Here is a 20658-nt window from a genome sequence, read left to right as displayed (position 1 = left end):
GGTTCGCCTGCTCTTACTTCGGGTTGCTGTTGAGCTTGATCAGCAGCAAGGGATTCCGGTCGATCACCCGCCGCCAGGCAGCCTGGTCGCCGGATGGCAAATCATTCAGAAAAGTTTGAGACTGGCGGGCGGCCACCTCGGCTGTCACCGGCCCCTGCCGCTTCATCGCCACACCGGATTCCACCGACCCCAGCAACAGAATCGACGCCAGGGCAATCAAGCCGAAAACCACAGAGCGGTTATGACATTGCTTCAAGGTCATACCGGGCCGTGAACAACGCAATTTTTCAATCATTTTCACTTCCCTTTCGTAAATCCAGGTTCATTTCAAATTCCCCCCGGTCAACTTGATGCCGGGCGATCAATTCCATCTCTTCATTCCACCGGGCGGCATTCCAGATTTCCGCACCGATTTCAATGCCGATGACATAAGCATCCGCGCCGGGCGTCAACAACGTCGGCGCGCGAAAACTGGCCGGAATGGTCAGCCGTCCCTGCCGGGTGATTTTATCCGGCAGGCTCATCGCGCCGAACCGGCGCAGCGAACGCCGCAGGACCAGGCTCGAACCGATCTTTTCCATCGGCTGCGTCTCCTGCCGCCGCATTTCGAGGAAGACCTCTTCCGGATACAGCGCGATCGCGCCTTCCGGCAGGCAGTGCATCACCACCTCGCCGCTGCAGCGGGCCATGAAATCCTCGATCAGACGGGGACTCAACTTGATTCGCCCGTTGGCATCGACGGAACATTTGTCCTGTCCGCAAAAAGGCAACATGACGCAGTTTTCCTCTTTTTCGTTCCATTATATTCCATTATATTCCATTTTAATCCATTTTCAACCGCAAAAAGAAAAAAAGGCCAATTTTTATGAAAAAATGATGAATTTGGTTGTATTTCATCGATTTCGATGGCATTGTTTAGAATCAGGAAAGTATGAACCCACGCCGCAGGAGTCGCTATGAGCAGCAATGAGCAGGAAAGCAGATTTCAGGTCAATTATTCGTTGGAAGATACCTTCCAGGCGCTTCAGAGCGCAATCGAAAAACTGGAAGGCTTCGAAACCGTCGGCCTTGACGCCGAACAGCATAGCATTCACCTGAAAGCACAGAGCGCTTTATTTTCTTCGGTCGAGGAGCTGACCATCACGGTTTCCAACTGTGACAATCAGTCTGCCGCGGTGACCATTCTGACCGTGCCGAATCCGACCGGAGCGTTGTTGAACAATGTGCGGCCGCCGGAAAAACGCCGAAACCATCTGCGGGAAATCATGGGAGCGTTGAACAACGAACTGCTCAATTATCAACCGATGGATCCTTCGCAAAAGAAGGAGACTCTTTATACGTTCTTCTGTCCCTATTGCGGCCAGAAATATCAGGGCGGCAAGGAATACGTCGGTCAGAACATTGAATGCACCAACTGCCAGCGCCGCATCGTGCTGCTGGTTTGAAAACGGTCCCCAAACAAATTTGAAAGCCTGACGCCTTGGAGAAAACTCCCCGGGGTCAGGCTTTCAAGTTCAGGTTCGCCGTAATCTGTACGGCCGGTTCAGCATGTCGAGCACCAGTCTTTTCTCTTCTCATTGATCAAAACTCTTCCATATGTACGCTCACAGCCGTATATACTATACAATGATTTTTGCCTGGAAACAACTGAAAGAGTAATAATTTTTACTGATTTTTTTCATCATTTTTTTCAAGATTGAGACCATCTTGCTTTTTGGAGGTTCCGCTGGTATATTACCGCGATATTTCACCGGCTATTTTCAAATCCAGAGGAGAACAATGGAGCAGACGATTCTTTTCAATTTCAAGCAGCTTTTCCGTCAGAAATGGTTCTATGCCGCCTTGCTTTTCGCCGCGGCGATTTTCTTCATCAATCTCGGCGCCGACGGCATTTACGCCGCCCAGGAGGGCCGCAGCGCCATCATCGCCCGGCAGATGCTGCGCAGCGGGGATTGGATGAACATGCATTTTCCCGGCGGGATCGACAACGAGAAGCCGATCGCTTATTACTGGATTTGCGCCGCGTTCGGTTCCTTATTCCATCTGGACGGCAACCCGGATATCATCGCGGTGGAGTGGGCGGTCCGGCTGCCTTCGGCGCTGGCGGCGCTGCTGACCGTCCTGGGAGCGGCGCTGCTGGCCGGCCGCATCTACGGAGTACGAACCGCCTGTATCAGCGTCGTGGTCCTCAGTTCGATGGCAACCTTTGCCAACCTCGCCCGGCTGGCGCACATCGATATGACTTTCGCCGGCGCGTTTACCTGGTCGATGGTATTTCTGTATTTCGGCTATTTTCAGCAATGGCAGGCCAATTGGCGTATTTACCTGTTTTATCTGCTGCTCGGCTTGAGCGTCCTTTTCAAAGGACCGCTGGCGCTGCTGCTGGCCGGGTTGGTCGTGCTGGGGATGCTGCTGTGGAGCCGGCGCTGGAAAATGATCTGGGAACTGCGGCCGTGCCGCGGCGCGCTGCTCTTCCTGGCGGTGACGGCGCCCTGGTACATTCAGGAAAATATCCGTACCGATGGAGCATTTTTCCGCGAATTCCTGCTCGACCAGAATATCCGGCGCTTCACCGGCATCGGGTCGACCTACCGCAACGGCGAACGGATGCCCTGGCTTTATTATTTCCCGAAACTGCTGGCCGGCGCCCTGCCCTGGTCGCTGGTCAGTGTGCTGGCGCTGATCGGCTATCGCAAAAACCTCTGGAAACTGCGTTTCCGGCCGGACACCGTCTTTCTGGCGATGTGGGTGATCACCGGTTTTCTCTTTTTCACGCTGTCGGCCTTGAAACGCGGCGATTATCTGCTGCCGCTCTACCCGGCGCTGGCCATCCTGACCGCCCGGGCGATCGACCGTTTCTGCAGCAATCCGCCGGCGCTGCACCGGCGCTGGCAGATTGTCTTTTACGGCATCGGCGCGTTGAGCCTGCTGATGATGGCGCTCAACGGTTTCGGCGTTATCGAAACCATCGGCCAGATGGCGGTCGATGACCGGATTCCGCACCTGGCCAGGCGCGACGGCATGACGATGATCATGATCGGCAATTTCCTGAACGATCACCTGCTGTGGGTAATCCCGGCGCTGGCCGTCACGCTCGGCGTATTGTTCTGGTTCGGAAAACTGTTGGAGAAACGGAAATTTTTCGAAGTGTTCACCGGCGTCGCCATCATCATCCTGGGAATTTTCAGTTGTTACCATGCGATCATCCAACCCGGCACCGACGGCTTCAAGACGGTCAAGTTCTTCGCCAAAGAGGCCAGGCAGTACATGGAACCGGGCAAGCGACTGGTCTTTTACGACGACTTCAATACGGAGTTGATCTTCTTCATCGACCGGCCGTACAGTTACGTGACCACCGACGAAGAATTGCCTCCCTGCGATTATGTGCTGACCGATCCGGAATGCGCCGAAAATCTGCTGCAGCGCCGGCCGGGCGGTTACCGGGAACTGCTGAAGACGGTCGAAAATCACCAATACCCGGCAGTGCTGCTGTCAGTGACTCAACCATAAAAGAACCGCCGGCGGCCGGAGCAGCAGGACGGCCGCCGGCGGTATTCCTCATTTCAACGCAAAATATCGCCGCAGATATCCTCTCCGGCAAACCGGTAGACACCGGGAGCAATTTCAGTCGTGTTGCCGCAACGGCTTTGCAGCCCGACAATCCCGACCTCCAGTGTCGCCTCAGCCGGACCGGGACCGATCGCACTGATCAATACCGCAGTCCGGCCGTCATCGCTCTGGAACGTTCCGGCATTGATTTCTCCGCTTTCTGTTCCGATCGCCGGAGTGCGGATCGGCCACTTCGACAAGAGGAACGGTTCCAGCGCTTTCAGTTCCGCCGCCACGGCCTTGAGTTCCGGCCAGCGGATTCGATATTGGTCTTCATCCGGTCCGGCCAGCAGATCGAAGTAAGAATAAAACACGAATCCCCTGGCTCCATAAATCGCTTCCAGCAGCGCAATCGACAACATCTCCTGCCGGGTCGGATAACGGTAGTCGGTATGGAACAAACTGTCATCTTTCCGGTAAATGCCGACGTTGTGAGCCTGCGGCACCACCCACAGCGCCACCGTTCCGTTCCGGCTCCGCTGCAATTGCCGGACCTGTTCCAGATGGCGCAGCACCACTTTTTGATCCCGGGAAGTTTTTGCCACAATCGGATAAGGGTCCACGCCCATGATATCCTGGGCGCCGACATAAAAAGGGAAATCGTTATACTGGTAATATACCGCCCAGGAGGGATGATTGTCATCCAATCGATGCAGCAACTCCCGGCGCGCGAACAACTCCCCGGCCCGTGCCGACTCCATTTCATCACAACTGTACCAGGCGAGAAGCGCCGGATGGTCTCTATAGGTCTCGACGATCGCCGCGACCACTTCATCACAACCTTTCACGCCATTCCATTCGCTCAATTGCCACTGAGTGTCCGGGTAAGCATCCTTGAGTGAAAAGATGATCATCTTTTCATGTGCCGCCAGATAGTCGAGCACTTCCCGGATGCTGTCCCGGTCTGCCTTGCCGTCCCGGCGCAACGTCAAATTGGCGCTGCTGTAAGGCAGGATGCAGTTGAACGGACTGTCGATCACTTCCGCCAGATTCTGCGGATTGACATTGCTGAAATAAAGGCCCAGCGGCAGGTAGGGCTTGCCGTCAACCAGCGTCCGCCCCAGCCGATCGATTCTGACCCGCCGACCACTTAACTGGGCCGGCGTGACAATTTCCACCGGCAAAATTTTTTCGGCCAGGATCAATTGGTTGGTCCGGTCAACCAATTGACAACGCAGACGATATTCCCCGGCCGGCAAGGCGTCCAACACCAATTCGAATCGATTGTCGACTCCAAGTTCTGCCGTTCCTTCGGCCCATATCCGGCCATCGCCGGCCGACAGACAGTACCGGCACGCCAGTTCCGGCGTGGCGGATTGGTCATATTCGAACTTCCCGACCACGATACTGCCCAATTCCAATTGACCGCCTTCCGTCGTCAGAGCATTGGGCTGCGGATTGATCAGATAGCAATTCCAGACCGGGCGATTCTCCACCAGGGAAAAGTCATCGAAATAAGCCGTTCCGGTACTCCCCTTCCGGATCAGCAGCGCGACCCGATATTCGGCCTGCGGATTGTCGACAGTCGTAAATTCATCCGTCAATAGCGTCCAGTCGTTCGAGGTCACTCCCGGCCTGTAACGACCACCGACATACTGACCGTTTTCATACCATTCGATACAGAAGATCGCCCCCTCCCCGGTCATATTTTCGGTTCGAATCCAACCGCTCAGGCGATAGCGGGTATTCGGGCGCAATTCAACCGGCTGGGTGGCCAACGTATATTTTTCATCTTCTTGCCGAACGCATTGCAACGCCCCGGTGTCACTGCGCCCTCCCATGGTCGCCCGAAATTCTTCCCCGAGGTTCCAGCCTTCAGTACCCCGGTTAAAATTACCGTTGATCAATACCTCTTTCAGCGGATTATCCTTTGTCCCAACCGTATAGTCACTCCATGCGTCGGCCATTCCCGGACATCCAAGCATCATACTGCCCAGGAACAGCAGACAGAGGAAAACTCTCAATATCATTTTCTTCCTCCTCAATCTTTCATGACCGGCCCAGGCTGGCGGCCGATATTTTTATCGGCCGTCACCTCCCGGATTTGATAGATCGCCCGTTTGACCGCGCTATTCGGCCATCCAGGCACCGCCCACCTGGACCGGCCGGCAATACTTCTGCCAGTCAGCGCAAATCTCCGCCGGCGTCAAACCGTTCACACTGCCGTCCATAAAGGCGGCGTTTACCCGCATGCCGGAATGAATGGCCGCCATCGGATACCAACGGTCGCACTGGTTGCCGCCGGTGAAGAATGAATCGTTGCCCAGACTGGTATTCACACTGGTGACATTGAAGTAATCCCCGGCATAATGCGTTCCACTGCCATTCAGACTTGATGACGGCGTGTCGGCAAAATAAAGCGGCATATTGCCGTCTTTACAATTGCTTAATACCGTGGCGGCCTTGACATGACGGGCATCACCATGTGAAAAGCTGTAGCCGAAAGTACCGAAATTAAGGCCGATCGTGGTGTTCGGCTGCTTGGGGGCAATCGGATTGTCGGCCTCATCCCAGCTCGCCGACGAAGAAGATGGACAGAGAAACAACTCTTTCGGCGCGCCGTAAAAGTGCTGGAGCGTCACCTGCCAACTGATCCAGGCGGATGCCGGTTGGCCGCCGAAGGCTTCCGCCGGGTAAGTCCAGTAGCCGATCAGGTAATCGTCATAATCCAATTGATACATATTGGCAAATAGAGCACATTGCCGCAAATTGCTGCGGCATTTGATCATCTGCGCCGTAGCTTTCGCCTTGCCCAGAGCTGGCAGCAACATACTGGCAAGAATTGCAATGATCGCAATCACGACGAGCAATTCAATCAATGTAAAATTTTTCTTCGTCATTTTGTTTTCCTTTCCTGAATGTTGGATTTTTTTAATCTACCGGTTGTTTGTTTTTTGCACAAATAGAGTTACCGTTTGCCAATCACTTTCTAATCTTCATAAATAAAATCATGGGCGGCGATGGCGTAGGCCCGGAAATATTCATTGTGTCGGTCCGACGCCACTTCCGTCACCAATTTCAACATCTGCCGATAAGCCGCCGGTAACGGGTGAACGATCGAACTGAAATGACATTTGCTGGTAAAGGACGGCAATTGTCGGAGCAAATTGTCATAACTGACCAGAATGACATCACGGCCCAATTGCAAACCATGATCTTTCAACGCATCCATGATGCCGACGGTTAGATAATCGCTCAAAGAAACAATGGCGGTATTGCATTTAAAGTGACGGAGGAAATATTTACCGCATTCCCTGCCGAACAACACCGGCAAATCGAAATTGACCGGTCCTGGCATCAAATGCAGATGTTCTGCGCCAAAACCGATTTCGTCTGCGATCCCAGCCAAGGCACCGAAACGCCGTTCCCAAGTGATCAACCCCATGCAGCCGGCAACAAAAATCTCCTTGAATTTCCGATCGCATAGATAAAGCAAAGCATTTTTAAAGCCATTCCGGTAATCGTAAAAGACTTGATGCCAGGGACCGTAATTGAAAGCGTCGTCGCCATACAAAATGATTTTGGTTTTGGTTTCAAGCAATTTCCTTCTGGCATCCAGATTATCCAGATAACCGGCTTTGACCACGATCACATCAAATGCCTCAAGGTTGACGCGCAACAACGCCCGGACATTCGCCGGCGAAGAGTCGAAAAATAACTCCACCGAATGACCGCCGCTTTCCAGCGCATGATAAAATTCCTGCATTTCATTGTCGAACGCCAAGCGGTCCAACGCCGGAATTTCCATCGTCGCACAAGTGAAGTCAAAAATACCGATCCGCAAACTATTGCTGGTACTCAAGGCATTGCGGACATAAGTCCCATTGCCGCGCACCCGGTAAACCATCCCCTTGTCCACCAGATGCCCGATGGCCCGGTGAACGGTTTTTTCCGAAACGTCATAGCGCCGGGCGATATCGACCGTACTGGACAAAGCCACGCCTTCGGCCAGTTGATTGCCGACAATATAAGTTTCCAGTTCCCGAGCAATATCACGGCAGGTATAACGCCTTTTTTCGAGCTGCTCCAACATTGCCTTTTGGCCCCCTTATTGCTTTCTTTTTCATATTTTAGCAAATTTTTGGCAATCTGTCAAGAGGCGTAAACAACAACACTGAACTTACAATGGACAAATAAGCTCAATGCAATGGACATTATTTTGTCACAATACCTTTCATCTGCCACCCTTTCTGGATCGGCAGAATCGTCATTTTCAAAAAAAAACGCCTTCCCGGCAATCCATTAATCAAATGACCGGAAGTCTGGTAAAATCCGTTCTCACCCGGTCGACGAGGCGATACACATGATATCGTCACCGGCCAGCAGACTGGTTTGACTATCACAAGATCCGGAAAAGCCATTCCCGGAATTGTCACTTTTTATTCAAGACTTTTTTCCATATTGCTATATTTCTCCATGAAAAGATGAATCATTCAACCGAGATCATTCGACAAAAATCTTGAATTGAATATTTTCCGTATTATAGTTTAAGAAACTGCGTGATGGATAACGTGGTTTTTACTTTTTGGTTGGCAAAACCGAATAACAAGATTGAGACTGAAGGAGGAGTTGATCATGTGGATTCGCAGAACGGGAATGGGCGGCATTCTGGCCGCGCTGTGCTTGGCGGCGGCGGGTTGCGGGACGACGGTTCCGACCGGCACGAATGCGGGAGAATTCAAAAAACTGCCTCTGACGCAATTCGAAGGATATGTCTTGACCGAAGGGCTTGATTCGCCATGGAATCTGGTGTGGGGACCGGACAATTGGCTCTGGGTCTCGGAACGGGCCGGAAAACGAATCACCCGCGTCAACCCGGATACCGGCGAAAAGAAAGTTGTCGGCACCATCGACGAAGCTTATCCCGATACGCCGCACGAAGGCGTCCTCGGCTTTGCGTTATCGCCGGAGCTGCTCAAAGGCGGCGGCAATGATTCTTTGTATGTCTACTACATTCACCGCGTCGACGGCCAACGCCAGGGACGCATCGCCCGTTATATGATGCCAAGCGGCAGACGATGGGCGATCCGGTCATCCTGATCGACGGAATGCCGGCCGGCAACGATCATAACGGCGGCCGTCTGATTTTCGGGCCGGACGGCAAATTGTATTTGTCCAAAGGAGAAATGGGGCACAACCAGTTCGGCAATGCCTGTCTGCCGATCGAAGCCCAGCGGCTGCCCACGGCCGAAGAGGTGAAGAACCAGGACTGGACCGCTTATGTCGGCAAAGTTCTGCGATTCAACCCCGACGGCAGCATCCCCGAGGACAATCCGGTCCTGAACGGGGTCCGCAGTCACGTTTTCACCTACGGGCACCGCAATCCGCAAGGCCTGACATTCGGTCCGGACGGTATTCTGTATTCCTGTGAGCATGGGCCATCCTCGGACGACGAAATCAACCTGCTGGAAGCCGGCGGCAATTACGGCTGGCCGCAGGTGGCCGGTTTCCGCGATAACCACGGTTATGTCTATGCCAATTATTCCGCCGCACCCAATTGCAAGGACTTGAAATGGGATGCCAACCTCATTCCCGACGATGTGCCGAAACAGCAGGAGACCGACTGGAATGCGCCCAATTTCAAAGAACCGCTCAAAACCTTCTACACCGTCCCCGGGAACTATGATTACAGCGATCTGCGCTGTGCCGACGCCGGGCTCGATTATATCGACTGGCCGACCATTGCGCCGTCCAGCATTCTGTATTATCCGAAGGATGCAGCGGTGCCGGCCTGGCGCAATTCGCTGATCGTCACCGCCCTCAAAAACGGCGCCGTCTATATCGTGAGATTGAGCGACAGCGGCCGCCAAGTCCAGGGTGATGTGGATAAAGAATTCCATAGCCGGAACCGTTACCGGGGCGCCGCAATCGACCCGAGCGGGGAGCGGCTCTTTGTCATCACGGACAATGCCGGCAACGGGTTGGACGAAGCGCTCATTCCTACCGGAGAAATGAAAAATCCGGGGAGCATTCTCGTCTTTCACTATACTGGAAAGAACTAATCCGTTTTCAGTTGCCGGACCAATACGAATGCAAAGGGGGGCCCCGGCCGGGCCTCCCTTCGCATTCTCTATTTTGCCCCCTGCAGGCAGCGGCAGACTGTCTTTCGGATGACGGCGTCACGCTGACCATCCGGCGCCGTCAATTCAAGTCTTGCATAAGAAAAAAATCGCAATATTTAAAAAAACGATCTTGACTGACAGCTACTCTAACCATTATGGTAAGAAATAAGGAGCAATAAAAATCCGGAAAGATAAAAAAAACGATGAAACCTACTTTTACCCTGGTGGAACTGCTCGTCGTCATCGCAGTCATCGCCATCCTCGCCAGTTTACTGCTGCCGGCGCTGCAGACGGCCAGAAGCAAAGCCGTCACCATTCACTGCCTCGGCAATTTGAAGCAGCAGGGAATGGCCTATTTCAGCTATACCGCCGATTGGAACTTCACGCCGCCGGTCAGCAAATCCGGGGTCCGCTGGGTGGATCTGCTGGTGCCCTATCTGACCGCCAAAAGCGAACAGAGCGCCGGAAATGTTTTTGTCTGTGCCGCCGACAGCCGTCCCGAGGACCGCAAAGTTGTCTACGGCAGCAGCGATGTCAATAAATTGAGTTATGGAATCAATCAATGTTATTCCAAAGGCTATGAAAATCAAAACGCTTATAAACTCTGGTACGGCATCAATGCCGGACTGATCGCCACCCCTTCGGAATTCGTCACCGTCGCCGATGCCGGCGCCTATTACATCGGTACGACGATCGCATCCCCGCTCTTCGGCGATGTCGGCGGCGAAACCGGCGTGGCCGACGGCTTCTGCAAAAATTTGTCGTTCCGCCACCCCGGCGCCGCACACAATTTCAACGCCGCCTTTGCCGACGGTCACGTTTCAACCTTGAAATTCGAATCGGCGCCATATCGATACTGGGATTGTCGGAATGCCTGGGACGGTACATTTGATGATTAAAGCGATCCCTTCTCCAGCGCCCGCATCAAAAGGCGGCAGCCCGACAACGGCCGGCGAAGCGGTTTCACTGGCCGCTCCGATTGCACCGAAGCGGAAATGTTGTCCTCCTGACTGCGGGAAACACTTCCTGACGAAACGGCATAAGCGCTGGCCGGTTCTGCTGTTGCTGGTCCTGCTGTTCGGCTGTGCGCCGGAACAATCCAAGCGGCCCCCCAACCGCATCCTTTCGCTCTCGGCCGCCGCCACCGCCGTCCTGACCCGGCTTGATCTTCCGCCGGCCGCCATTGATGAATACGGACTCATCGCCGCCGATGCGCCTCCGCCGCCGGTAATCGGCAAGGGTGCCGCCATCTCGCTGGAAAAAATTACCGAACTTGAAATCGACTGTGTCATTCTCTGGTATTATCAGGAAGAGGCTGCCGCCCGTTTCCGTTCCGCCGGACTTCGGGTGGAGGTGCTGCCAATTCTGCGCCTGAATCAATACCCGGATTTCCTGCGGCAATTGGGGGAATTGACCGGCCAAACGGCCCAGGCCCAGGCTCTTGCCAGCACCTTCCGCCGGGAGCTGTCGCAAATCGCCGCCGAAGCGGGAAACGCCGGCATTCCGGTCTATTTCGAACTCTATTCACCCGGCAAAGCGGCCGGCGAAGAGAGTTATATCGGCGACCTGCTCCGTGCTGCCGGCGGCCGCAGCATCTTCGCCCGGACCGGCCTGGCCAGCGCCGAAAAAATCATTGAAAACGCCCCGGAAATCATCTTTTATCCGGAAGGGTTCGGCAATCCGGCAGAGATCGCCGCCCGGCCCGGTTTCGCGTCGATTCCGGCGGTACGGCACCGCCGGATTTACCCGGTGCCGCGCCGGCTGATCACCGAAGGAATCGCGCCGCTGGAAGCCGTCGAATATCTGCAAGCCCAAATGAGGTAAATACATGTCTTTTTATCGGATCACCTGGAACGAAAAATACGATTTCGCCACCCTGCACAACTGGGGCTGTACCTTTCACTGCCCGTTCTGCAGCTATAAGCTCCGCAGCGGCGCCGCCGGACGGCCCGGTTTTGCCGAACCGAAACCGGCACAATTTCTGACCATCGCCGCCCAGCGGGAAACGTTGCGTACCCTCCGGCCCGCCAAAGTTTATTTCATGGGCGGCGAACCGACCATCGCCCCGGAAATCGACGCGATGCTCCGGTTCGCCAAACAGGAACTCGGCGCAACGACCAGGCTCGGCCACACCAACGGAAGCCGCCTACCGATTCCCTGGCTCGACGGCGCCAATGTCGGCTTCAAAGCCTGGAGCGCAACGCTTCACCGGCGGCTCACCGGACGGCCGAAGACCTTGATTTACGACAATTTTTCCCGCGCTTTTGACGCCGGACTGCAGATGAGCGCCAACCTGGTTTTTATTCCCGAACTGGTCGGCCTGGGGGAATTGGAAGGCCTGGCCCGCTACCTGGCGAAACTCGATCCGTCCATCCCGTTTCATATCATGGGCTATATTCCGGTGCCGGGCCAGCCGTGGCGGCGCCCTTCCGAAGTGGAAATGGTTGAAGCCAGGCAACTGGCCGGCAGTTATCTGTCGCAGGTCGCCAGTTCCCATCTGACCGGCGCCGAAGCGCTGGACCTGACCACACGCGATGACCGGTTCGACGTCCGGATCGTCGCCGGAGTCTGATATGAAATATCTGCTGGCGGCGCTTCCGGTTCTGTTGTTGTTTTCCTGGGGAATGGGAGCCGGCAATTGTGATTGGTGCGATCTCTGGCTGCTCCTGACCGGCGGCGAACCAGCCGGAACCGCCAGGACTATTCTGCTGAATATCCGGTTGCCGCGCCTGCTCGCCGCCCTTCTGGCCGGCGGTATGTTGGCTGCCGCCGGAGCGGCGGCGCAGAATCTTTTTCGCAATGACCTCGCTTCTCCGCATGTACTCGGCGTGGTCAATGCGGCGGCACTCGGCGCAGTGCTCGGTTTGTTCCTTTCTCCGTGGCTGATGACGCCGCTGGGAATCCTGTTCGGTATTCTCTCTTTGCTGCTGCTGTTTCTTCCCGGCAAATATCGTCACTGGGACGGAGCGACGCTGATCCTGGCCGGTATCGCGGTCAATGCCTTCTGCGCCGCATTGACTTCCGGTGCACTCTATCTGGCCGACGAACGGTTGTCGTCGCTGGTATTCTGGCTGCTCGGCGGCTTCTGGCGAATCGGCTGGCGGGATATTCTGCTGCTGGCGCCGATCGCCGCGGCCGGCTGGACTGTTCTCCTGCGATTGGCTCCGGAGCTGGACATGCTGTTGCTCGGCGATCGGGCGGCGGAACTGGCCGGCGTGCCGTTGAAAACCGTCAAACCGCTGCTTATGTTGACCATCGCCGTACTGACCGCCGTTGCCGTCGGCTGTTGCGGCGTCATCGGTTTCGTCGGATTGGCCGTCCCGCACATCGTCCGGATTTTCAGTGGAGCCGGATTCAGAACACTGCTGCCCGGCGTGATTCTAACCGGCGGTCTCTTGCTGCTGCTCGCCGATCTGGCAGCCCGCACCGTCGCCGCACCGCATGAAATTCCGGTCGGGATACTGACCGCGCTCGGCGGCGGCCCGTTCTTCTTTTACCTCTTGCTCCGCCACGGGAGAATGCCTCATGATTGAATTGGAAAACGTCACCTTTGGCTATGCCGGCCGACCGGTGCTGAACAAATTGTCCACCCGTTTCGAACCGGGACGTTTTTACGGGATCTTCGGCCCGAACGGCAGCGGCAAAAGTACGCTGCTGAAACTCATTACCGGTGAGTTGACGCCCAATTCCGGCCGGCTCGCGCCGACCTACGTGACAGCTTCAGAGCGGGCCAGAACCCTGGCAGTTGTCGAACAGGAGATTCCGGCCCGCATACCGCTCTCCGTCCGGGAAGTGGTGGCGTTGGGCCGTTATCCGTGGCGGAAAAGTACCGGCAACACGGCCGTTGTGGAAGATGCTATCCGCCGGCTCCAGCTGACGGAATTGTCCTCCCAGCCGTACAGTAACCTGAGCGGCGGAGAACGGCAACGGGTAATGCTGGCCCGGGCCGTCGCCCAGGCAACGCCGTTCCTGCTGCTGGACGAACCGGCCAGCTCGCTGGACATCGGTTTTCAGCGTGCTTTTTACCGGTTGCTGCGCCAGTTTGCCCGCGAAGGCAAATGCGTCCTCATGGTCTCCCACGATCTGTTCATCGCACCGCGCTATCTCGACGCCGCATTGCTTCTGCATCAGGGGCGGCTCATTGCCGCCGGTACACCCGGCGAAGTTCTCGCCGCCGAACGCCTGACAACCGTATTCGACTGTACGAGGTAAGATACGGCAATCCCTGTAGATCCCCGGTAAAATATTGCCAGTTCGGAATTGCCGCTCGTCGTCATCACTTTGCAAGCTTTATGCCTGTATGATGAATAATGTAAGGAAAGTTCTGCGAAAATAAAAAGTCATGGTAAATTAATTGATTGTTCTGAACTTTTAATACCCTGCAGACCAGATTCAGGCATTGTCACGCTGCTAACCTGAATATTGCGTAAATTTTCAAAAACAAAGAGGCAGATTCTCGACTAACGTATTATATTGTAATATCTTACGTCACAATAAAATGCCGAGGTCTGCCAATGACAAAATGTAATGTTTCGATTCCGGTCTTTCAAGGTCCGAAAAGCAGAAAAATTGAATTCAATTTCGCCGGTGGAGATATCAGCAGTGACGGCGGGTAGCTTTTTGTTAAAGAATTCGACCGCAAACTCAGTTTGACCCGGCGCGTCGGTAAACTGCTGGATTCTTTTGATATTCGACAGTCCGGCAAAGTGAAACACTCTTTTCCGGACATGCTTCGGCAAAGAGTGTTTGCGCTGGTTGCGGGCAATGAAGACCTCAATGACCACCATGAATTGCGAAACGATCCGCTGATTCAGACCGTTGTCGGTCGTGACCGGTCACTCGCCACCCCCGAGCACTTTATGTCGATTCGAAAACGGGGTGGGACGTCAGGCCTGCATCGACTTGAGTCGGTTATTTGTCGAATTCTTCATAGAGAGCTTTTCAGCGCCGCCTCGTGAATTGATTCTTGATTTCGATGCCACCGATGATCTCACCTGCGGGATGCAGGAAAATCGCTTTTTTCACGGTTATTATGATCACTATTGTTTTCTTCCGCTGTATGTTTTCTGCCGGGATCAATTGCTTACGGCTTACTTGCGCCCGTCAAAAATAGATGGAGCAAAACATTCCCGGGCAATTCTCTCGCTATTGGTAGAACGCTTCCGTCAGGAGTGGCCTGTAGTCAGAATTATTTTTCGGGACGACAGCGGATTCTGCCGCCGGGAGATGTTGAACTGGTGTGATAGAAATAATGTCAAATACATTGTCGGACTGGCAAAAAATTCACGTCTTTTGAAGCTTTCAGAGGAACTTTAAATCAAAGCAGAAGCAGCTTATAATGAAACATATGAAAAAGCAAAACTGTTTACTGAATTCAGGTACGCAGCAGGAACCTGGAAATATCCTCGCCGGGTCATTGCCAAAGCGGAATTCAACAGATTCGCCCCCAATAATCGATTCATCGTCACCAATCTTGACGATGATGGACAATATCTTTATGAAAAAGTCTATTGCGCCCGCGGAGAGATGGAAAACCGGATCTAGGAGCAACAACTTGACCTTTTTGCCGATTGGTAAAAATCAGTCCGCGCCTGGTGCGGATTACCCCGGAAAGCGTTAAGAGACTAATGACCGACGGCATTTCAGACAAGCGCAAAGTTTCCAGCCGAAGAGGAGCTGCATGACGCCACCGGAAGTCTGAGCGGCTATTCCGCGCCGGATACTTGTGAAAAAAGAGCTTCCGACGTATATCAAACTGATCTATGGTTGTATATATTGCTTGATCGCCGGTGACGGAAGTTAAGACTTCGACAGCCTTGTCAATGGTCGACCGTTTTTCAGAATCAAAATTACCGGACATCTGTCAATGCATATAACTGGCAGTTGCGGCGATCCGGTTTGGCCATACATAATTATATATTCTATTTGAAGAAATTATATTTTTTCCTTGTATCTATGAACTTCTGCCAATTACTTAGATCTTTATTATAATTTATAGATATTTTATTGATAAATGATTCCATCTTTTTTTTATCATTTTCGACTCCGATATAAAGTAGGATTGCAATCCTAATCCAACTAGTAATTATTTTATTCTTTAGAAAAAAAAAGATGACCGGTTTTTTTGAAATTTTCGTTCATGTAATTATCATCAACAAGAAGTAATAAGATATTCGCCTTGTGAATCTTATCGATTTCTATTGCAAATTGTTTATTTTCAAAAAAATATTCCAATTGTTTTAACTGGTAATTATTTAGGTCATTTTCTAAATATTCTTTTTTTGAATTTGTAAGATATGTTATTTTTATTGGTCCTAACTCCTTATATGGATAGTTCATTAATTTGATCAATATTTGTAAAAAAGTTGATTGAATTATGATTAAAAATCGATAAATAGTATACGATATTTTTTTCTGAATATACGTTATTTTCATATATTGTTACACATCATATAATTTAATTGTTTACAACTAATTTTGATAAGAAAATCCGTCTGGTTGACAATGATTATTCCATTTTTTTCTCTGCCTTTCATTTTCTATCTGCCAATAAAACCACCGACGAATGATAGGCTCTGACTCTGCTGATACTGAATCCTCCGGATAAATTACTTTTGGGCTAGAAGGGTCATCGTCAAACGGGGTTGATTTCATCCGAGGTTCCTCAATTCCTCTATTTAAGTTTTGCGATTCGGCAAGTTCATTCGTAAATAATTGTAAGTAAACTCTTACCATTTCCAAAAAAACGATGAAACGCAGGGCCAAGTGAAGTTTTGGGTTTATATCCTTTTCATTTTTTATGCTGCAGTTTCTCCAAAGCGGCTTGGGCCGGCTTTTGCACGCGGGGATCAGTTTGCTTACTCAGGTTTTCGAGACAGGGAATGTCCGTGGCGTCACCCAAATAACCGACGGCGGCGATGGCTGACGCTCGGAGCATAATGTCTTTGCTGGTTTTCATCAGCTCCCGGGCCTGCGGCAAGGCACGTTTGTCTCCGGCTTCTCCGCAGGCTTGCAGCAAGGGTAATTTGGAAGCATTGGAACAATCCGGCTGATTCAATACTTCGCCATGATCGCCTGCTTGTCGAATCCGGGATAGTCGGACATCTGCCAGAGCATATAACCGGCTGTTCCGGCGATCCGGTTCTGCCATTCGTTCAAGGCTTCTTCCAGCCCGGCTTTCAGGATTTTGCGGTCGGCTTCTCCGACGTAACGATAATACTTGCCGAAAAACTGCACGCAGTAATCCCGCCAGGTCACATCATAGGACTTATCCCGGAACATGGTATCGAGATGTTTGGCCAACTCTTTGGGAACTCTCTCCTGCCAGATCAATGCCCAGGTCAATTCATTCTTTAAGCCGTTAAACTCCAGATCCGGCAATTCCTGATCTTCAAGCTTTTGAAAGAGAAAATCATAAAAAGCATCAATCTGGTCCTGCGGCAGCTTTTTACCCAGTGCATGTATGGCTTGAACGCGAGGCAGATAAGCCTTATCGTCGGTCAGCCCGACGATAAGCTTGACATTTTCAGGAATGGATGTTATAATTTTCTCAGCATATAACAGCCCATAGAATAGAAATATACTTAAAAAAGATACTGTATATTTCATTTTATTTGCTTTTTCTATGATTCAATTGTTAATTTTTTGTTTATTTATCAATTAAGAATAGTTTATCACTCACACTTTTGAAGTTTTTCTTCCGATTTATATTTTGCAATATCATCAATAATAGCTTGATATAAATTTTGATTTCCTCCATCAAAAATTGTAGTACCAATATCAGAATCATTATATAAATCAAGAGCGGTTTTGACGGAAGTAATTGCATTACTTAAATCATGGTTCATATAATATGCTTGCGATAGCATATAGTAGGAACTCGCATTATTAAATTTTTGGGCGCTCTTCTTGGCAATTTGCAAAGCTAATTCATGATTCTGGAATTTTTTATCATCACATTCAAGTAAAAAACTAACATAATTATTTAAACCCATATAAAAATCAGGGTAATCTGTAACTAACTCTCTTAACATACTATTGGTTTTATGATTTTGATTCAATTTACTATAACAAGCAGAAAGAAAAAGCAATGTTTCTTCTCTCACTGATTTTTGAGGATCTTTTAATGCTTTTTCAAGTATATCACGAGATTCTTCATATTTTCCATTTTCAAGATAAACACGCCCCAACTCATTATATGCTAGAAAAAAATCAGGTCTAAATTCAATAACTTTTTTAAAATCGGCTATTGCTAAATCAATCTGATTTAACATACTATACATGATTCCTCTATTATAATATGCCTTGTAGTATCGAGGCAATAATGTAATAGTTTTAGTATAATCATCAATCGCCAGATCATATTTATCCATTAAACTATATCCTACACCACGATCAAAATAATAAGTATATTCGTTTGGATGCTCCTTAATCCTATTTGTCATATAATCTATTTTATCTTGCCCTTGTAGCTTAGAACTTTTGATTTCATCATATATACTACAACTACATAATGTCATGCACACCATGACGCTTAATATTGTTCTTTTCATCATTAAATTATCCATTTTTAATTTCTAGATAGTGTCGTCAATCGTTTAAAATCCAAGCGGCAATGCATCTGATTTGCACAGCAGCCAGAAATGAGGATGTGTTCTTGGCATATCGAGTTACAATTTCACGCCAGCACTTTAACTTCAAGAATGCAATGCCTCAATTTATACAGCTTCTTATCATATTACCGCTGAATCTTACGGTTTCTTCTTGGGGGATTACGGCTTTCGTTCCAGCCTTTTCCACTTTCTCAACGATTGCATCCGAATCATAGCCCCGATCAGTCAAGAGGACTTTTGCATTGATACCGTCAATCAACTCTTCAGCCTGCTTACCATCCGCTGTGGTACCTTTTGTAATAAGGATTCTGACCGGCACACCATGCGCATCCACGGCCAAACGTATCTTGGTATTGAGTCCCCTTTTGTCTTTGCCATATCCTGATTGCCGCCGCGAGCGCCACTTCCCTGGGAATGAACCTTGACGTGACTGGCATCGATCATCAGCAACTCAAACTCCGGGTTATCAATCAATTGTTCCAATAACCGCTCCCACACACCCTTGTCGCGCCAACGGCAAAAACGCTTATGGGTTTTTCCAGTCTCCATAGCTTGGCGGCAAATCACGCCAAGGGGCACCCGTTGTCAAAATTCAGAAAACCGTATCGCAGACACTTTATTTCCCGCCTTCTGCTTTTAATCTTTACCTGCATTGTAACTGGTTCCGAAAACAGTTTCTATCCGTACTATACCCAGATTGTAAATATAAAGAGAAAAAATCTCATATTATTCACTTCATTCCTCTTTTCAAATATATGTAATTTTATGACTGTAAATCTGATATTGTCTCAAAATCGCTATTCAATGGCTAAATAATTATATGGAATATTCCAGAATAATTCTTCTAGCATATACATCGGACTTCCCGTTGCCAGATAGGACCCGGAATATATTGCTCTTGAAAATTGTGTGGAAAAGAAATGAAAATAAGATTTCTGATAATCAAAACATAACGCGTAGTTTACTATATCGAAGGGGAATAGGACTACTGCTGTAGTTCCTCCAACCAGGGAACCACATATTTCTCCTATTATATTGCTTATGGGAGCATTTTGCTTAAAAACCAGCATTTCATTATTATTCCGCATGGCTGAAATTTTTATGATGAATAACGAATCTCCATTTATTGCCGAACATTCCAGGGAAATAAATAGTAATAATGGAAATAAAAATTTTAAACAATACATGAATAACTCCTTCCGAATTAATCAATAAATGACCATCCCAATTTATCTATTCCATGTATTGATGGGCCCCTTTGGTATTGGTATGAGAAAAATACATGTAATTTAAGTTTTCTTCAATACTGCCGATAATGAAATCGACAATTTTTGTCAACTTGAGCGCACGGAGTTTTCCCTGAATGTTTTTTGGCTTTCTCCAAGACGATTGTGTGGATGGCGTTGAGCAGGTCGGCGAATTGTTCCATGCTGATGGTATAGCATGAAATCAGATATTTTCAAATAGTGTTAACAGAATCTAAAAGACCAAAGGAAATGCAAAAACTCCCCGGAAACGGGGAGTTTTTGCATTCAGGCGGAGCAAAGCCGGTCAGAACGAATTTTCCGGTCCGGGAAACGTCCCGTTTTTCACCTCTTGTACGTACTGCTTGAATGCTGTCGACATCTGCTCTCCCAAATTGACATAACGCTTGGCATGGCGCGGCAGAAAATCGCCGAACAATCCCAGCAAATCGTGGACCACCTGCACCTGTCCGTCGGTGCCAACCCCGGCGCCGATTCCAATGGTCGGAATCTTCAGCGCGGCAGTCACTTCGGTCGCCAGCGCTGCCGGCACACACTCCAGGACGACCATGAAAGCGCCGGCCGCCTCCAGCGCTTTCGCGTCGGCCATCACCCGTTCGGCCGCCTCTTCGTTGCGGCCGACGACATGATAACCACCGGAAGTCAGCAACCGTTGCGGCATCAAGCCGATATGGCCGACCACCGGAATCCCGCAATCGACCATGCGGGCAACGATGGCGGCGGTTTCAGCCCCACCCTCCAGCTTTACCGCATTGCAGCCGGCCTCCTGCAGATAACGGCCGGCATTGAGCAGTGAATCGCGTTCACCGGTCTGAAACGTCAGAAACGGCATGTCGCCGATGACGAACGCCTCCGGCGCGCCCCGCCGCACCGACTTGGCGTGATGCAGCGACTCTTCCAGCGTCAATGCCAGTGTGTTCTGGAATCCCAACACCGTCATCGCCAGTGAATCGCCGACCAGCAGGATATCGACGCCGCTGGCGGCCGCCAACGCCGCGGTCGGCGCGTCATAGGTTGTCATCATGACGATCTTTTCCCGATTTTCCTTCATCTTGCGAAAACTGCCGACAGTCTTCTTCTTCATTTTTCAGCATCTTTCATTTTTTCCGC

The 20658-nt window shown here is 50.8% G+C and carries 21 protein-coding genes and 2 pseudogenes; 12 read left to right on the top strand and 11 right to left on the bottom strand.

All coding sequences use genetic code 11. The features are described from left to right. Positions 1 to 13 precede the first annotated feature (13 nt). Together HWX74_RS19330 and HWX74_RS19325 are read right to left on the bottom strand one after the other, a co-directional pair. Positions 14 to 295: a hypothetical protein gene (locus HWX74_RS19330; RefSeq protein WP_176015186.1), complete on the bottom strand. Its 282-nt coding sequence runs from the start codon at positions 293 to 295 to the stop codon at positions 14 to 16. Further along, positions 288 to 773 carry a hypothetical protein gene (locus tag HWX74_RS19325; RefSeq protein ID WP_176015185.1) on the bottom strand — a complete coding sequence of 162 codons (486 nt, stop codon included), beginning with the start codon at positions 771 to 773 and terminating at the stop codon, positions 288 to 290. Before HWX74_RS19325 ends, HWX74_RS19330 begins: the two co-directional genes overlap by 8 nt. Positions 774 to 956: 183 nt before the next feature. Between HWX74_RS19325 and HWX74_RS19320 the strand changes: the two genes are divergently transcribed. Together HWX74_RS19320 and HWX74_RS19315 are read left to right on the top strand one after the other, a co-directional pair. Then, complete coding sequence (locus tag HWX74_RS19320; RefSeq protein ID WP_176015184.1) at positions 957 to 1445, top strand: hypothetical protein; 489 nt, start codon at positions 957 to 959, stop codon at positions 1443 to 1445. A gap of 334 nt (positions 1446 to 1779) precedes the next feature. Continuing rightward, positions 1780 to 3510 carry a glycosyltransferase family 39 protein gene (locus tag HWX74_RS19315; RefSeq protein ID WP_176015183.1) on the top strand — a complete coding sequence of 577 codons (1731 nt, stop codon included), beginning with the start codon at positions 1780 to 1782 and terminating at the stop codon, positions 3508 to 3510. A gap of 53 nt (positions 3511 to 3563) precedes the next feature. On the opposite strand, the gene HWX74_RS19310 is transcribed toward HWX74_RS19315, so the two are convergent. The 3 genes from HWX74_RS19310 to HWX74_RS19300 form a co-directional block, all read right to left on the bottom strand. Further along, the gene (locus HWX74_RS19310; protein ID WP_176015182.1) at positions 3564 to 5579 is read right to left on the bottom strand and encodes a hypothetical protein; all 2016 of its coding nucleotides are present in this window, start codon (positions 5577 to 5579) and stop codon (positions 3564 to 3566) included. 99 nt (positions 5580 to 5678) lie between these two features. After that, positions 5679 to 6449, bottom strand: coding sequence for a type II secretion system protein (locus HWX74_RS19305; protein WP_176015181.1), 771 nt, complete (start codon positions 6447 to 6449; stop codon positions 5679 to 5681). Positions 6450 to 6538: 89 nt separating this feature from the next. Then, complete coding sequence (locus tag HWX74_RS19300) at positions 6539 to 7642, bottom strand: GntR family transcriptional regulator (RefSeq protein ID WP_176015180.1); 1104 nt, start codon at positions 7640 to 7642, stop codon at positions 6539 to 6541. 542 nt (positions 7643 to 8184) lie between these two features. Here HWX74_RS19300 and HWX74_RS19295 point away from each other — a divergent pair. The 10 genes and pseudogenes from HWX74_RS19295 to HWX74_RS20765 all read left to right on the top strand — a co-directional run bounded on the left by HWX74_RS19295 (position 8185) and on the right by HWX74_RS20765 (position 15215). After that, positions 8185 to 8649, top strand: a complete 465-nt coding sequence (locus HWX74_RS19295; RefSeq protein WP_176015179.1) for a PQQ-dependent sugar dehydrogenase — start codon at positions 8185 to 8187, stop codon at positions 8647 to 8649. Beyond that, positions 8628 to 9611 carry a glucose/sorbosone family PQQ-dependent dehydrogenase gene (locus HWX74_RS19290; protein ID WP_176015178.1) on the top strand — a complete coding sequence of 328 codons (984 nt, stop codon included), beginning with the start codon at positions 8628 to 8630 and terminating at the stop codon, positions 9609 to 9611. The genes HWX74_RS19295 and HWX74_RS19290 overlap by 22 nt, the downstream gene beginning before the upstream one ends. A 263-nt stretch (positions 9612 to 9874) precedes the next feature. Beyond that, positions 9875 to 10570, top strand: coding sequence for a type II secretion system protein (locus tag HWX74_RS19285; RefSeq protein ID WP_176015177.1), 696 nt, complete (start codon positions 9875 to 9877; stop codon positions 10568 to 10570). Then, entirely contained in the window at positions 10563 to 11495 is a 933-nt protein-coding gene (locus HWX74_RS19280) for an ABC transporter substrate-binding protein (protein WP_176015176.1), read from the top strand. Before HWX74_RS19285 ends, HWX74_RS19280 begins: the two co-directional genes overlap by 8 nt. A gap of 4 nt (positions 11496 to 11499) precedes the next feature. After that, positions 11500 to 12243, top strand: a complete 744-nt coding sequence (locus tag HWX74_RS19275) for a radical SAM protein (protein ID WP_176015175.1) — start codon at positions 11500 to 11502, stop codon at positions 12241 to 12243. Position 12244: 1 nt separating this feature from the next. Continuing rightward, positions 12245 to 13204 carry an iron ABC transporter permease gene (locus HWX74_RS19270; protein WP_176015174.1) on the top strand — a complete coding sequence of 320 codons (960 nt, stop codon included), beginning with the start codon at positions 12245 to 12247 and terminating at the stop codon, positions 13202 to 13204. Further along, positions 13197 to 13883 (top strand): ABC transporter ATP-binding protein, encoded by a 687-nt coding sequence (locus HWX74_RS19265; RefSeq protein ID WP_176015173.1) that lies wholly within the window; start codon positions 13197 to 13199, stop codon positions 13881 to 13883. The genes HWX74_RS19270 and HWX74_RS19265 overlap by 8 nt, the downstream gene beginning before the upstream one ends. A 419-nt stretch (positions 13884 to 14302) precedes the next feature. Beyond that, positions 14303 to 14515 (top strand): annotated as a pseudogene (locus HWX74_RS20770) (transposase); the annotation flags it as partial. Further along, positions 14499 to 14987 (top strand): transposase, encoded by a 489-nt coding sequence (locus tag HWX74_RS19255; protein ID WP_303048133.1) that lies wholly within the window; start codon positions 14499 to 14501, stop codon positions 14985 to 14987. The pseudogene HWX74_RS20770 and the gene HWX74_RS19255, both read left to right, overlap by 17 nt. Further along, entirely contained in the window at positions 14988 to 15215 is a 228-nt protein-coding gene (locus tag HWX74_RS20765; RefSeq protein ID WP_176015314.1) for a transposase, read from the top strand. 1246 nt (positions 15216 to 16461) lie between these two features. On the opposite strand, the gene HWX74_RS19245 is transcribed toward HWX74_RS20765, so the two are convergent. From HWX74_RS19245 to panB, 6 genes and pseudogenes are all read right to left on the bottom strand, one after another. Further along, positions 16462 to 16728, bottom strand: a complete 267-nt coding sequence (locus tag HWX74_RS19245; RefSeq protein WP_176015170.1) for a HEAT repeat domain-containing protein — start codon at positions 16726 to 16728, stop codon at positions 16462 to 16464. Further along, on the bottom strand, positions 16725 to 17279 hold the full coding sequence (locus HWX74_RS19240) for a hypothetical protein (RefSeq protein ID WP_176015169.1): 555 nt from the start codon (positions 17277 to 17279) through the stop codon (positions 16725 to 16727). The genes HWX74_RS19245 and HWX74_RS19240 overlap by 4 nt, the downstream gene beginning before the upstream one ends. A 65-nt stretch (positions 17280 to 17344) precedes the next feature. Further along, positions 17345 to 18238: a tetratricopeptide repeat protein gene (locus HWX74_RS19235; RefSeq protein ID WP_176015168.1), complete on the bottom strand. Its 894-nt coding sequence runs from the start codon at positions 18236 to 18238 to the stop codon at positions 17345 to 17347. Between the two features lie 145 nt (positions 18239 to 18383). Beyond that, a pseudogene (locus tag HWX74_RS20585) lies at positions 18384 to 18674 on the bottom strand (transposase); the annotation flags it as partial. Positions 18675 to 19080: 406 nt separating this feature from the next. Continuing rightward, positions 19081 to 19470 (bottom strand): hypothetical protein, encoded by a 390-nt coding sequence (locus HWX74_RS19225; protein WP_176015167.1) that lies wholly within the window; start codon positions 19468 to 19470, stop codon positions 19081 to 19083. 364 nt (positions 19471 to 19834) lie between these two features. Beyond that, entirely contained in the window at positions 19835 to 20632 is a 798-nt protein-coding gene (gene panB / locus HWX74_RS19220) for a 3-methyl-2-oxobutanoate hydroxymethyltransferase (RefSeq protein ID WP_176015166.1), read from the bottom strand. Positions 20633 to 20658 lie beyond the last annotated feature (26 nt).

This window comes from Victivallis sp. Marseille-Q1083 (assembly GCF_903645315.1).
Lineage (GTDB): Bacteria > Verrucomicrobiota > Lentisphaeria > Victivallales > Victivallaceae > UMGS1518.
The sequence above is the reverse complement of the archived record's forward strand: the minus strand, read 5'-3'. Positions and strand labels throughout refer to the sequence as shown.